Here is a 15510-nt window from a genome sequence, read left to right as displayed (position 1 = left end):
TATATTCGTTAATGGACAATTTATTTAAATAGAAGACCTATGTACATATAAATTAAACACCACTTTTTTATCCTAAATGGTGAAATCGACTTAGATACAGGAAATGGAGGCAAGTGCCTAATGCAAAATAAATATGCAATTGTTCTTGCTGCAGGGCAAGGAACACGAATGAAATCAAAACTTTATAAAGTGTTGCACCCCGTAATGGGACGTCCCATGGTACAACATGTCCTCGATAATCTCCAAGCGCTTGACTTATCAAAAACAATGACTATTGTGGGCCATGGAGCCGAAAAAGTGAAAGAACAGATAGATACAACGACTCAATTTATTCTGCAAGAAGAGCAATTAGGCACCGCGCATGCAGTGAAGCAAGCGGCACCAATGCTTGAGCAAAAAACTGGTGTCACATTAGTCATATGTGGTGATACGCCATTAATTACCAAACAGACTATTGCGGCATTATTTGATCATCATATGGAGTCAAAAGCAAAAGCGACTGTTTTGACGACTACCATTCCCGATCCAACAGGCTACGGTAGAATTATTCGTGGTGAATCAGGCAATGTCGAAAGGATTGTAGAACACAAAGATGCTACTGCAGATCAGCTTGCTGTAAACGAGGTGAATACAGGGACATATTGCTTTGATAACCAACTTTTATTCGAGGCATTAAACCGTGTATCTAATGACAATGCACAAGGCGAATACTATTTACCTGATGTCCTAGAAATTTTAAAAAAATCAGGTGAAAAAATAGCCGCTTATCAAACCAGCGATTCAGACGAGACCATTGGTGTGAATGATCGCGTGGCACTTGCGAAAGCAGAAAAAATAATGAAGCATCGAATAAACATCCAACACATGAAAAATGGTGTTTCCATTATTGATCCAGATCACACTTATATTGAACCAGATGTCTCCATCGAAGCAGATGTCTTGATTGAACCTGGATGTGTGATAAAAGGGAAGACAACGATTGGCACCGGAAGCCATATTGGAGCGCATACTGAGATTAATAATTGCCAGATCGGGGAAAATACGCTAATAAAACAAAGTGTAGCCGCAGATAGTATTATTGGTGATCGTGTAACGATTGGTCCGTTCGCCCATATTCGTCCACAAGCTGCTATTGGTGATGAAGTGAAAATTGGTAATTTTGTCGAAGTGAAAAAAGCTCGTATTGAAGAAAACAGTAAAGTATCTCATTTAAGCTATATTGGTGATGCTGAAATTGGGAAGAACGTCAATGTCGGCTGTGGAACCATTACGGTAAACTATGATGGTGAAAATAAATTTTTAACTAAGATTGAGGATGATGCCTTTATTGGCTGTAATGCGAATCTAATTGCACCTGTTACGATTGGAAAAGGCGCACTTGTAGCTGCTGGTTCAACCATTAATAAAGATGTCCCAGCAGACGCATTATCAATTGCTCGTAGTAAACAAGAAAATAAAGAAGCTTACGCAAAACGACTGAATAAATTAAAATAGATCACATTGGAGGTTTGACTAAATGTCAACGGGATATCAAGATTCATTTTTGAAAGTATTTACTTTGAACTCAAATCCGACTTTAGCAGAAGAGATTGCAGAACAAATAGGTGTAGCATTAGGAGAGTGTTCGGTTACTACTTTTAGCGATGGAGAAATTCAAATTAATATTGAAGAAAGTGTACGAGGTTGCGATGTATATGTCGTGCAGTCGACCAGTGAACCGGTTAACCAGCATTTGATGGAATTATTAATTATGATTGATGCGTTAAAACGTGCATCTGCAAAAACAATTAATATTGTAATGCCTTATTATGGGTATGCGCGCCAAGACCGAAAAGCAAGAGCTCGTGAACCGATTACCGCGAAATTAGTAGCTGACTTATTACAAGTAGCAGGTGCTCAACGTGTGATATCACTAGATCTACATGCACCACAAATACAAGGTTTCTTCAATATCCCTGTTGATCAATTAGTTGGCGTACCAATTTTATCTGATTTTTGGAGCGAAAAAGGTTTAGATGATGTTGTTGTTGTTTCCCCTGACCATGGTGGCGTGACAAGAGCGCGTCAATTAGCAGATCGACTGAAAGCTCCAATTGCCATCATTGATAAACGTCGTCCGCGTCCAAATGTAGCTGAAGTAATGAACATTGTTGGTAATATCGAAGGAAAAACGGCGATTTTAATTGATGATATTATTGATACGGCAGGTACAATCACATTAGGCGCAAATGCATTAATTAAAAATGGCGCAAAAGAAGTATATGCTTGTTGTACTCACCCAGTATTATCAGGCCCAGCAATGGATAGAATTGGTGATTCACCGATCAAGGAATTAGTAGTAACCAATAGTATTCCGCTTCCTGCTGAGAAACAAACAGATAAAGTGAAAACATTATCTGTTGCTCCACTTATTAGTGAAGCAATTATACGGGTACATGAACAACAATCCGTTAGTGTTTTATTTGATTAATATAAATTTTATGTTTAGTTTTACTGTGAAAAGGGAAAACCTTAATTAGACTACGGTTTTTAGTACTAACAATTTCGTACAAGCAAACTATTTGGAGGTTGATGAACTTGGCAGTAAAACTAAAAGCAAATAAAAGAGAAGATTTACACAAAGGAACAACGAGAAGTATTCGAGAAGCTGGTCGTATACCAGCAGTAGTATACGGTAATAAAAAAGGAAACAAAACCATCTCAGTTGATAGTATTGAATTATTAAAGACTGTTCGGGATGAAGGGAAAAATGCAATTATCTCTCTTGATGTAGAAGGTGAATCAGTGGACGTCATGTTACATGACTATCAAATTGAGCCACTTCGAGATGAACTAGTCCATGCTGACTTTTATATTGTCAATATGTCACAAGAAATGGATGTTCAAGTTGCTATTCATTTAGAAGGTGAAGCAGCAGGGTCGAAAGAAGGCGGTGTCTTGCAACAACCTTTATATGAATTATCCGTACGTGCAAAACCTGCTGATATTCCAGAGCAAATTACAATCGATATCTCTGCTCTAAACATTGGCGATAGTATCATGGTTTCTGACTTAAAAGAAGGAAGAAATTATGAAATTCTAGAAGATGAAAATACTACTATTGCAACAGTTACTGCACCGGACACGGCAGAGGAAGAGACAACAGAAGAAGAAGAAACGGAACCAGAAATAATTAATGAAAGATCTACTGAAGAAGAAGAGTGAGAAAAAAATATATAGAATAATTATCAATTAACATGCTCCCCTTAATATAAACAGGTCACAAACCATCCGTTTATGTTAAGGGGAGCTATTTATGCATACAATGTAAATATAGATATACAAATGGTGTGCTAGTACTAAAAGTATTTAATTTTAGTAATTCCCCTTTATTTTTTAGAGGAATATCAGTAAAATATATAACGAAACTTTTAAAAGATGCAAATTAATTATTTTTTTAACAGATGAACAATCGAGAAGAAAGACGTGAACGCAATGAAATGTATTGTTGGGTTAGGTAACCCAGGAAAAAAATATGAAAAAACACGCCATAATGTTGGTTTTATGGTTATTGATGAATTAGTTAAACGTAACGGTTGGCAATTAAATAAGACAAAATTTAACGGCCTTTACACAATGGAAACAATTGATGAAACCAAAGTGATACTCTTAAAACCACAAACATATATGAATTTGTCCGGTGAGTCATTGCGTCCATTAATGGATTTTTATGAGTTAACGGAAGAAGATGTCTTAGTTGTTTATGACGATTTAGATTTACCGACTGGAAAGATCAGATTGCGTCAAAAAGGCGGCCATGGTGGGCATAATGGAATTAGTTCCATTATTGATCAACTAGGTAGTAAAAATTTCAATCGATTACGTATTGGAATAGACCGTCCTACTGGTGAAAAAACAGTTATTGACCATGTATTAGGAAAGTTTGATAAATCTGTAGCAAGTGATGTACAGCAAAGTGTAGAACGTGCAGCAGATGCTTGTGAATCATGGATGAATAAACCTTTTCCGCAAGTGATGAATGACTTTAATCAATCGTAATTGCGTATAAAATACTTTTTAACGGAAATCCTAACAAATAAAGAATTTTTCCGTTGGAGGGACTTGAAATGGCAATTAGATATACGTGTCGTCATTGTAAGAAATTAGTCGGAACGATCGAACAAAAACAGGTGCATGCCCAAGCATTAGGATTAGATTTTTTATCAACTGAAGACAGAAAAGAGATGATCCGTTACGATCCAAATGGTAACATGAACATTTCTGTTATCTGTGAAGACTGTCAAGAGATATTAGAACATTATCCAGATTACCATGCCTTAGATTCGTTCATTCATTAATAGAAATAACGTTGAAGTAGGTGACAGGATGGATCGACACATACAAAAATAATTTTATGCTAATGAGTAGTAGCTTTGGTTATCTAACCAAGGCGTTTTTGTACGTACAGGAGCTAGTGTAGAAAGTGTACTCATAGGGGGAAAACGAATGCAAGGGGTAAAGAAATACTTATCTAACCAGGATGACATTTATTCGGTTATTAACGGTTTATCATCTGGTTTAAATGAGCAGCTCGTTAGTGGCTTAACAGGGCCTGCACGTAGTATGTTAATCACATTGGTGGAAGATGCGACAATGCGACCAATTCTACTTGTTACCAATCAATTAACACAAGCACAACAATTATACGATGATCTAATCGAATTATCATCTGATGACAATGTTTATTTATATCCAGTCAACGAGCTGATATCAACGGAAATGGCGGTAGCTAGTCCAGAACTGAGGAGTCAACGTATTAAAGCATTAACGGAGTGGAGTCAACGCGAACGAGGTATTTTAGTTGCCCCTGTAGCAGCTTTAAAACGAATCCTACCACCAAAGCATTATTGGAAAACGTATCAACTTTCTTTTCGAGTTGGGGAGGAAATTGACGTTGCTTCCTATATCAACGCTTTAAGCGATATGGGTTATGAACGTGTTGATATGGTAGCTAGTCCAGGTGAATTTAGTATACGTGGCGGAATTTTAGACATGTATCCGATTACAGAATCACACCCAATAAGAGTTGAATTATTTGATGAAGAAGTGGATTCTATTCGTTACTTTGATGTGGATTCACAGCGTTCTTTAGAGAAACAAACAAGTCTAACGATTCAACCTGTCACAGAATTACTACTAACTGACCAAGACTTAGTTGCTAGTGCACAACGACTTGAGAATGCGTTAGCAGAAGATTTACAAAAGCTTCATGATCCAACTGCTAAAGAAAAATTATTACAAGTCATTGGGCATGATATTGAACGAATGAAAGAGCAAGAACGATTTCAAGAGTTACTTAAATATAGTAGCTTTTTGTATGAAGAACAGGCTAGTTTGCTAGATTATTTACCAGACAACGGCTGCATTATTTTAGATGAAATGAGTCGTATTCAAGAAACTGCGCTTCATTTGGACCAAGAAGAAGCGACCTGGTATCAGAATTTGTTAGAAGAACACAAAATGATTCGTGATGCGGTCATTTCACACGACTGGCATACGGTTTGGGAAAAGATGGTGCAACCGAAGCTTTACCTGACCGTATTTCTAAAACATATTCCAAATACGACTCCACAAAATATTGTGAATTTTTCCTGTCGAGCGATGCAACAGTTTCATGGACAAATGCACGTGCTACAAAGTGAAATGAAACGTTGGCATAAAGGGGATTATTCGGTCATTGTTTTAACTCCGAATCCTGAGCGAGCAGAAAAGGTTCAATCGATATTACAAGATTATGAGATGGAATCACAAATTGTTGATAATGATACGGCCCTTCCTTTAAAGCAAACATCGATTATGATTAGTGACTTAGCTGGAGGGTTTGAACTCCCGCTTCATAAACTAGCTATCTTAACAGAAAAAGAATTATTTAAAAAAGTAACAAAAAAACCGAAACGCAAACAAAAAATATCGAATGCAGAGCGTATTAAATCGTATCAGGAATTAAAAGTTGGTGATTATGTTGTTCATCTTAACCATGGGATTGGTCGCTTTATCGGTATTGAAACATTAGCTGTCAATCAAGCGCATAAAGATTTTATGCTTATTCAGTATTCTGGTGATGATAAATTATTTGTTCCAATTGATCAAATTGATTTAGTCCAGAAATATGTGGGTTCGGAAGGTAAAGAGCCAAAGTTATACAAGCTTGGCGGTAGCGAATGGAAGAAAGTCAAACGCAAAGTTCAATCAACTGTTGAGGACATTGCAGATGATTTAATTAAGCTTTATGCCGAACGTGAGGCATCAAAGGGGCATGCTTTTTCTGAAGATACCTTTATGCAGCGTGAGTTTGAGGATACTTTTCCTTACCAAGAAACGGAAGATCAATTGCGGTGTATTGAAGAAATTAAGGAGGATATGCAGCGCATTAGACCGATGGATCGGTTGTTATGTGGTGATGTAGGTTATGGTAAAACCGAGGTTGCCATCCGAGCGGCATTTAAAGCTGTAGTTGAGGGCAAACAAGTTGCATTTTTGGTACCAACTACAATCTTAGCGCAGCAGCATTATGAAACGGTGTTAGAACGTTTCCAAGAGTATCCAGTAAATGTAGGTTTATTGAGCCGTTTTCGAACACAAAAGCAACAAAAAGAAACGTTGGAAGGTTTAAAAAAAGGTACGGTAGACTTGGTGATAGGAACCCATCGATTACTTTCTAAAGACGTAATGTATCATGATTTAGGGCTGCTCATTGTCGATGAAGAACAACGTTTTGGTGTTAAACATAAAGAAAAAATAAAACAGTTAAAAGCGAATGTTGATGTGTTAACTTTAACAGCAACACCAATTCCTAGAACATTGCATATGTCGATGCTTGGTGTACGAGATTTATCTGTCATTGAAACACCACCGGCCAACCGATTTCCAATTCAAACCTACGTTATTGAATATAATCCTGTATTTTTGCGTGAAGCAATTGAACGCGAAATGGGAAGAGGGGGACAGGTCTTTTTCCTATACAATCGCGTGGAGAATATTGAGCGAAAAGCACAAGAGATTAGTATGCTTGTGGAAGACGCCCGTGTCGGGGTTGCACATGGTCAAATGAATGAATCTGAACTTGAGAACGTGATGTTAGGCTTCCTTGAAGGAGAGTATGACGTACTAGTTAGTACAACTATTATTGAAACTGGTGTAGACATTCCAAATGTGAATACGTTAATTGTTAATGATGCTGATCGAATGGGGTTAAGCCAACTCTATCAACTGCGTGGACGAGTTGGACGTAGTAACCGCATTGCTTATGCATATTTTACCTATCAAAAAGATAAAGTATTGACAGAAGTAGCTGAGAAACGTTTGCAAGCAATTAAAGAATTTACTGAGTTAGGATCTGGATTTAAAATTGCGATGCGTGATTTATCCATTCGAGGAGCAGGTAATATCCTGGGGGCACAGCAACATGGATTTATCGATTCAGTAGGATTCGATATGTATTCCCAAATGCTTAAAGAAGCTGTTGAAAAACGAAAAGAGGGCAAAACCGAAGAGGAGATCAAGCCGTTTGATCCAGAAATTAACGTCTCCATAGATGCTTACTTACCAGATACTTATATTCCAGATGGTAAGCAAAAGATTGATATCTATAAACGTTTTCAAAGCGCAGACACAGAGGAAGAACTTGATGATATTCGAGAAGAGTTGATTGATCGCTTTGGCGATTATCCAAGTGAAGTAGCCAATTTGTTAGATGTTACACATCTAAGAGTAGAAGCGAAGAATCAGCGAATTGAATCGATTAAAGAGCAAAAGCAAATAATGGAATTGATTATAGAAGAAAGTGCAAGTCAGCAAATTGATGGCGAAAAATTATTCCATTATGCCAACAAATTTGGTCGGATGATGAATCTGGGTACAGATAATCAAAAGTTAAAAATTCGCTTCCAGTGGGATCGAAAAACATATCCTGAGCGTTATCAGAAAACGATTCAATTTATGCGAGAATTAGATAATCTAAAACGCGACGTAGTTAAAAAGAATGTATAGTTTTATTAGTTGGCAACCATACTAACATCACAACTGGTTATTTATGTTTTTACTTTAAGAAAAGTGGAAATACTACCAGCTAACAATCATCAAAGAAAGAGAGGCTGCAGGAAATGAAAGCTACAGGAATTGTTCGTCGTATTGATGATTTAGGAAGAGTGGTTATTCCAAAAGAAATTAGAAGGACCCTGCGTATTCGCGAAGGTGATCCATTAGAAATTTTTGTGGATCGCGAAGGAGAAGTTATTTTAAAAAAATATTCGCCAATAAGAGAATTAAGCACATTTGCAAAAGAGTACGCAGAGGCATTATTTGATTCTGTAGGAAATGTTATATTAATAAGCGATCGTGATACCTTCATTGCAGTTGCAGGAGAACCGAAAAAAGAGTTTATTGGAAAGAACATTGCCCAACCGATTGAGAAAGTAATGGAAGAACGAACAGGTTTGATGAAGCCAGACAAAGTGGCCTTGGAACTAATTGATGATCAAGGTGTTATCGACGCATCTTACGTTATGCAACCGATTGTAGCTAATGGAGATCCGATCGGTTGTGTGATTATCTTTTCGAAAGATGGTGGTGTGTCAACAGTAGAGCAAAAAGCGGCGGAGACCGCAGCAGGATTTTTGGCTCGGCAAATGGAATAGCACTACTATAGCAGTGATAGGCTTGTATGCTTATCACTTTTTTTATGTTAACAAAAAAATAAAAATAGGGACTAGAGCAATTATTATACTTACCTTCAGGTTAGGAGGTGTAGCGCTTTCGTTTGTAGACATATTTTTTTATAATTGTTACTATGTTTGTTATAGTAAGGATATATGCAAAATAATGTATAATGAGTAACATGGCATATCGATGGAGGAGAAAAATGGATCAGAAGGATTTAACAGTGCAAAAAGCCCTAAATAATAATGTCATTATTGCAACACATCCAACCTATCAAGAAGTAGTGCTTATAGGGAAAGGAATTGGTTTTAATAAGAAAAAAGGAGACACCGTTTCATTTGATTCGGCCGATAAAACATTTTTATTAAAAGGACAGCAAGAAAAAGAGCAATATATGCAGTTACTTACTCACATTGATCCTAACATTATTTCCTTTATGAATGATATGCTTGTCTATATTGAAGAGCGCATGGACCAACGTCTGAATGAATATATTCACATTGCCTTAACCGATCATATTGCTTTTGCAATTAATCGAGTGAACAAAGAAATTCAGTTCAATAACCCGTTTTTATTTGAGATTGAATCGTTATATCCTAAAGAATTCCAAATAGCTAGTGAAGTGGTGCAAAAAGTAAAAGAAGAACTTGATGTTGATTTTCCTAGAGGGGAAATCGGGTTCATTGCATTGCATATTCATAGCGCTGTCACAGACCGTTCAGTTAGAGATTTAAGAAAGAATCATACGCTTATTTCACAAATGATTACCGTTATTGAAGACCATTTAGAAATAAGTTTACAAAAAGGGAATGCTGATTATAATCGGTTAATTCAACATTTACATCGTGCTATTGATCGGGTCTATCAAGGAGAAAAATTAGGAAAACAAAAGTCACTGGAAAACGTGCTAAAACAAACTTACCCTTTATGTTATAACTTAGCTTGGAAATTAATTAAAGTGATGCAGAAACAGTTAAATAGGCCTGTAGATGAGACAGAAGTATTATATCTCACTATTCATCTACAACGTTTAACGGATAAAATATAGTTTCATATTACTTTGTGAATATGATTTTCGAATTCGGCATGAGTAGAAAGTTATTTCGTTACTGGAAGGATGGTATAGCCATATCAGTTGCGAAATAACTTTGGTATTCATGCCTATTTATTTGCTAAATTCCAGAATTAATGTGCATGATTTTAAAAAAACAGTATTACGATTAATTATTTTCAGTGTTTTGGCACAAACTACATGCTGTATAACTCGTAAACAGAAGGAGGAAATCGTAATGGCTAAATCAAATGTCTTTGGTACATTACAAAAAGTAGGGAAAGCGTTAATGCTTCCTGTTGCATTATTGCCAGCTGCAGGTATCTTGCTTGCATTTGGTACAAGTTTTGCCCAAGAACAATGGACGGATCAATTTCCGTGGTTTGCTAATCCAGGTGTTTTAAAGGTTCTAGAAGTTATGGAATCAGCCGGGGGGATTGTTTTTGATAACTTACCATTATTATTTGCGGTAGGTGTTGCCATCGGCTTAGCAGGAGGTGATGGTGTAGCAGGCTTAGCTGCAATTATTGGTTATCTCATTATGAATGTAACGATGGGTGTCTTTGCTGGCGTGACACCTGAAATGGCAGCAGATGATCCAGCTTATGCTAATATGTTAGGAATAGATACGGTTCAAACAGGGGTGTTTGGAGGTATTATTGTTGGTTTACTTGCTTCGTATCTCTATAAGAAATTTTTTAATATTCAATTGCCGCAGTTCTTAGGATTTTTTGCCGGAAAACGATTTGTACCAATTATTACGGCATTTAGTTCATTAATTTTAGGAATTATTATGGTATACATTTGGCCGTTTGCACAGGAAGGATTAAATGCATTATCACATGTGATGTTAGAAACAAATCGCACCATTTCTACTTTTGTGTTTGGTGTGATCGAACGTTCATTAATTCCATTTGGTTTGCATCACATTTTTTATTCCCCATTCTGGTTTGAATTTGGGAATTACACAAACGAAGCTGGTGAATTAATACGTGGGGACCAAACAATCTTCTTTGAACAACTAAAAGATGGTGTTCCATTCACAGCGGGTAACTTTATGACTGGTAAATTTCCATTTATGATGTTTGGTCTTCCAGCGGCTGCTTTAGCCATCTATCATACTGCAAAGCCAGAACGGAAGAAAGTAGTTGCAGGTATTATGGGTTCTGCTGCTTTAACTTCTTTTTTAACCGGTATCACCGAACCACTTGAATTCTCATTCTTGTTCGTAGCACCTGTCTTGTTTGGTATTCATGCAGTATTCGCTGGATTATCTTTTATGACGATGTATTTGTTAGATGTGAAGATTGGTATGACTTTTTCTGGTGGGTTAATTGACTTTATCTTATTTGGTATTATGCCCAATCGAACCGACTGGTGGTGGGTTATCTTGGTAGGGCTGGTGTTTGCAGTTATCTACTACTTTGGTTTCCGTTGGGCCATACTTAAATTTAACTTGGCAACGCCAGGCCGTGAAGATGAAGCAGAAGTCGATATAGAAGATGACGTGGAAATAGATGATCGTCCATATGAGATATTACAAGCAATGGGCGGAGAAGAAAATATTACCCATTTAGATGCATGTATTACTCGACTTCGTGTCAGTGTAGATGATAAAAATAGGGTAGATAAAAATCGTTTGAAAAAATTAGGTGCTTCCGGAGTTATGGAAGTAGGTAACAATATTCAAGCCATATTTGGTCCAGTATCCGATACCTTAAGAGGACAAATGCAAGATATCATCAATGGGAAAAAACCACGTAAAAAAGAAGAAGTAGAACAAACGGCAACGGAAGCTTGTGATATACCAACTGGTAAAGTAGATGTAAACAGTCCAATGGCTGGCGAAATTTTATCGATCACTGATGTTCCAGATCAAGTGTTTTCACAAAAAATGATGGGAGACGGATTTGCGATTAAGCCTTCAGATGGAAAAGTAGTTGCACCAGTGAGTGGAAAAATACTTAATATTTTCCCAACCAAACACGCCCTTGGTATGCAATCAGAAGATGGACTTGAAATACTGATCCATATTGGTATTGATACGGTAAAATTAAAAGGAGAAGGTTTTACCCAAAAAGTAGAAGAAGGACAAACTGTGAAACAAGGCGATTTATTAATGGAAGTAGATCTCGATTATATTGCTAACAATGCAGCTTCTACGGTAACACCTGTCATTTTCACAAACTTACAAGAAGGGCAGTCAGTCAATGTGAAAGCTGGAAAGGTCGCTGAAAATCAAGGTGACTTTGTCGAAATCCAATAATATATATCTAAATACATGATAAATGAAATTAGGGAGATAAGATCTAACGGATACTTATCTCCTGATTTTTATGTTAGTCAAAAAAAGCTTTGTAATTTTAGGTAGTAACGTAATCTCCTATGATATAATGGATTACTATCAATCATATGGGAAGGGCTAAACATGAAAGAAAACACAACAAAGGACTTTTTTCAAGGCGCCATGCTATTAACATTAGCTGGTCTGGTTAGCAAAGTGTTAAGTGCAGGTTATCGGATACCATTACAAAATATAACAGGCGATATTGGGTTTTATATCTATCAACAAGTTTATCCATTCTTAGGAATCACAATGATACTTGCGTTGTATGGTTTTCCTTCTGCCATTTCAAAAATGGTTGCAGAAAAGAATGCGCAATCAAACAATCGTGTATCCTCAGCTTTCTTTTATCGTATCTTGTTTGTTATTTTCTTATTTTCTAGTTTTTTAGCAGCAGGTCTCTTTCTATTAGCGCCATTTATTGCGCAACTAATGGGAGATGAGGAATTAACACTTTCGCTGCAGATAGCAGCTTTCGTCTTTTTATTTATTCCATTTGTTTCTAGTTATCGAGGTTTTTTTCAAGGTTTTCACTACATGCAACCAACAGCATTTTCACAAATTGTCGATCAGTTAATTCGTGTATCAGTCATTATTGGACTTTCTATCTATGTGATGAAAACGGGTAATTCTTTATACCAGATAGGCGTTGGAGGAAGTGTCGCGTCGTTATTAGGTGCATTGGGCGCAACCGTATTCTTATATTTTTCTTTTAAACAATCTTCTCTATTACGGCATAACAATGTACCAATGATTTCTTGGCGAGAAGCTTTTCGTGGGATATTGATTTTTGGACTTGTCATGACCATTAATCATATGTTGTTATTGCTATTTCAACTTGTCGATGCGTTTACTTTAGTCGCTGGATTAGAACAGCATGGATATCAATTACAACAGGCAAAAATGTGGAAAGGTATCTTTGATCGTGGGCAACCTTTAATCCAATTGGGCGTTGTATTAGGCTCTTCACTTGCATTAGCGCTACTTCCAACGATTAATTCCCAGCAATTCAAAAATCAATACCAGTTATTTATCAATTATATTCAAGGCACCTGGAAATTTAGCCTATATATATCAAGCGCTGCCGCTAGTGGATTAATTACTATTTTCCCTTACGCAAATCAGCTACTATTCACATCAACTATCGGAACAACAACTTTACAAATACTAGCAATTACAATTGTGTTTGCGGGCTTAAGTATTACGACGGCTTCGATCTTACAAGGACTTGGCTATATGTATCGAACTGCGTTATTTGTTCTTGTTGGTGTCATTGTTAAATTACTATTAAACCTTTGGCTCGTCCCGTTGTTTGGGACAATCGGAGGGGCAATGGCGACGGCGGGTAGTGCATTGTTCGTGTTATTATGTAATGTAGGGCAGTTAAGCTTCATTTTGCGTGGGAAAGTTATTCAAATTCCTTGGATCCGCTTTATTGTTTCATTAACCGGGTTGGTTGCTGTCGTGGCTTTCATCAATCAATTTATTTTTCCATTGTTACATGTGCACTCTAGGTGGGGTTATTGCTTCTATGTTGTAGTAACTATTATGATAGGAGCAAGTATTTACTTTTTATTACTTATTAAACTACGAACATTTACCAAAGAAGAACTAGAATTTTTACCATTTCAAAAGGTAATAAAATACATAGCAGGAGGCTAAGCGTCATGCATACTATTGAAGTAATTGGATTAGGTGCGGGAGATATTAATCAGCTACCTTTAGGTATTTATCGAAAATTAACTAAACAAGAAAATGTAGTTTACGTAAGGACGAAGGATCATCCAGTCATTGAGACGTTAGAGCAAGAAGGTGTGACATTTCATGCATTTGATCCTATCTATGAACAATATGATACATTTGAAGAAGTTTATACCACCATTGCCCAAACGCTTATCACACAAGCGCAAAATAACACGTCATTAGTGTATGCTGTACCAGGGCATCCGATGCTAGCAGAGAAGACAGTGCAATTATTATTGGGAAATTCAGATGTTGAAGTAAAAATATCTGGGGGACAAAGTTATTTAGATCCACTATTCTCTGCGTTAAAAATTGATCCCATTGATGGTTTTCAATTTCTTGACGCAACGAGTTTTACTAGAAATCAAATTGATTATCGGCAACATTTAATTTTTTGTCAGGTGTATGATCGATTTATTGCTTCAGAAGTAAAACTATCCCTGCTCGAAGATTTATCACCGGATCACCCTGTGACAGTTGTAGAAGCAGTTGGCAGTGAACAAGAGAACATCCAAACGATTCCGTTAGTAGCTTTAGATCAAGAAGTAAACTTAAGTAATCTAACTAGTGTTTATGTTCCCCCTGTTCAAGCTGAAGCGTTAAATCATCAATTCTTTCGTCTGCGGGATACTATCGCTATCCTTAGAGGACCAAATGGGTGTCCGTGGGATCAAAAACAAACCAACGTTTCTTTACGAAAGTATTTAATTGAAGAAGCATATGAATTAATTGACGCAATTAATCAAGAAGATGATGATGGCATCATAGAAGAACTCGGAGATGTATTATTACAGGTAATGTTACATAGTCAAATTGGAGAAGATAGTGGTTATTTTACTATTGATGACGTGATTCGTACAGTTACTGAGAAAATGATTCGTAGGCATCCACATGTTTTTGGTACGGCAAACGTGGAAACAGAAGCAGATGTACTAAACAATTGGCAAGCGATCAAAGAAGCAGAGAAAGAGACAGCACAAGCAGTGTCCGTTCTCGATCGAATTCCATCCGCTGCTTCTCCATTAGTAAAAGCAGAAGGATTACAGCGTGAAGCAGCAAAAGTAGGGTTCGATTGGTCAACACCAGCTCCGATATGGGAAAAGATAACAGAGGAGATTAATGAAGTACGAATAGCAATAGAGGAATCGAATGAGATGGAGATAGAAAAAGAATTAGGAGATGTTCTATTTGCTATTGTGAATATAGCGAGATATTATAAAGTTAACGCTAATCTTGCCTTAGAACAAACGAACCAGAAGTTCATTCGTCGATTTCGTTTCATGGAACAAAGAATCGCCATTGAACAGCGTGGAATGAAAGAATTTACGCTTGATGAATTAGATGTACTTTGGAATGAAGCTAAAAAACAAGAATGAGTGCAAAGGAGTGTAGGATAAGTCATGCGATTGGATAAATTTTTAAAGATTTCTCGATTGATTAAGAGACGTACGTTAGCTAAAGAAGTAGCTGATCAAGGAAGAATTACGATTAATGGCAATCAAGCAAAAGCATCGACCAATGTAGCGGTGGGGGATGAATTAACCATTCAATTCGGTCAAAAGCGTCTTACCATTGTAGTTGAATCGCTTAGAGAAACAGTGAAAAAAGATGAAGCTACTACTTTATATAAAATACAAAAAGAAGAAGCAGTTAAGTAATCCTGTTATGTTCTAAA

At 36.8% G+C, this 15510-nt stretch carries 12 protein-coding genes; all 12 read left to right on the top strand.

Annotated elements, in window-relative coordinates:
• Positions 1-120: 120 nt before the first annotated feature.
• The 12 genes from glmU (at position 121) to DES48_RS14570 (ending at position 15493) form a co-directional block, all read left to right on the top strand.
• Positions 121-1494 carry a bifunctional UDP-N-acetylglucosamine diphosphorylase/glucosamine-1-phosphate N-acetyltransferase GlmU gene (glmU, locus tag DES48_RS14625; RefSeq protein WP_113870062.1) on the top strand — a complete coding sequence of 458 codons (1374 nt, stop codon included), beginning with the start codon at positions 121-123 and terminating at the stop codon, positions 1492-1494.
• 22 nt (positions 1495-1516) lie between these two features.
• The gene (locus DES48_RS14620; protein WP_079707615.1) at positions 1517-2470 is read left to right on the top strand and encodes a ribose-phosphate diphosphokinase; all 954 of its coding nucleotides are present in this window, start codon (positions 1517-1519) and stop codon (positions 2468-2470) included.
• Positions 2471-2577: 107 nt separating this feature from the next.
• On the top strand, positions 2578-3204 hold the full coding sequence (locus tag DES48_RS14615) for a 50S ribosomal protein L25/general stress protein Ctc (RefSeq protein WP_113870061.1): 627 nt from the start codon (positions 2578-2580) through the stop codon (positions 3202-3204).
• Between the two features lie 270 nt (positions 3205-3474).
• Positions 3475-4038, top strand: coding sequence for an aminoacyl-tRNA hydrolase (gene pth, locus DES48_RS14610; RefSeq protein WP_113870077.1), 564 nt, complete (start codon positions 3475-3477; stop codon positions 4036-4038).
• Positions 4039-4106: 68 nt separating this feature from the next.
• Positions 4107-4337 carry an anti-sigma-F factor Fin gene (gene fin / locus DES48_RS14605; RefSeq protein ID WP_113870060.1) on the top strand — a complete coding sequence of 77 codons (231 nt, stop codon included), beginning with the start codon at positions 4107-4109 and terminating at the stop codon, positions 4335-4337.
• Positions 4338-4485: 148 nt separating this feature from the next.
• Entirely contained in the window at positions 4486-8028 is a 3543-nt protein-coding gene (mfd, locus tag DES48_RS14600; protein ID WP_113870059.1) for a transcription-repair coupling factor, read from the top strand.
• 113 nt (positions 8029-8141) lie between these two features.
• On the top strand, positions 8142-8675 hold the full coding sequence (gene spoVT / locus DES48_RS14595) for a stage V sporulation protein T (protein WP_079707619.1): 534 nt from the start codon (positions 8142-8144) through the stop codon (positions 8673-8675).
• Positions 8676-8899: 224 nt separating this feature from the next.
• A complete protein-coding gene (gene glcT / locus DES48_RS14590; RefSeq protein WP_113870058.1) occupies positions 8900-9745 on the top strand; it encodes a glucose PTS transporter transcription antiterminator GlcT in 846 nt (281 codons plus the stop codon).
• A 241-nt stretch (positions 9746-9986) separates the two neighbouring features.
• Positions 9987-12014, top strand: a complete 2028-nt coding sequence (gene ptsG / locus DES48_RS14585) for a glucose-specific PTS transporter subunit IIBC (RefSeq protein WP_113870057.1) — start codon at positions 9987-9989, stop codon at positions 12012-12014.
• 162 nt (positions 12015-12176) lie between these two features.
• Positions 12177-13754, top strand: a complete 1578-nt coding sequence (locus tag DES48_RS14580) for a putative polysaccharide biosynthesis protein (protein ID WP_113870056.1) — start codon at positions 12177-12179, stop codon at positions 13752-13754.
• Between the two features lie 5 nt (positions 13755-13759).
• Positions 13760-15211 carry a bifunctional methyltransferase/pyrophosphohydrolase YabN gene (gene yabN / locus DES48_RS14575; protein WP_113870055.1) on the top strand — a complete coding sequence of 484 codons (1452 nt, stop codon included), beginning with the start codon at positions 13760-13762 and terminating at the stop codon, positions 15209-15211.
• 24 nt (positions 15212-15235) lie between these two features.
• The gene (locus tag DES48_RS14570) at positions 15236-15493 is read left to right on the top strand and encodes an RNA-binding S4 domain-containing protein (RefSeq protein ID WP_079707624.1); all 258 of its coding nucleotides are present in this window, start codon (positions 15236-15238) and stop codon (positions 15491-15493) included.
• Positions 15494-15510 lie beyond the last annotated feature (17 nt).

Source organism: Paraliobacillus ryukyuensis (genome assembly GCF_003315295.1).
Classification (GTDB): Bacteria; Bacillota; Bacilli; order Bacillales; family Amphibacillaceae; genus Paraliobacillus; species Paraliobacillus ryukyuensis.
Note: the sequence above shows the minus strand (reverse complement) of the source record. Positions and strands in the feature narration are given on the sequence as shown.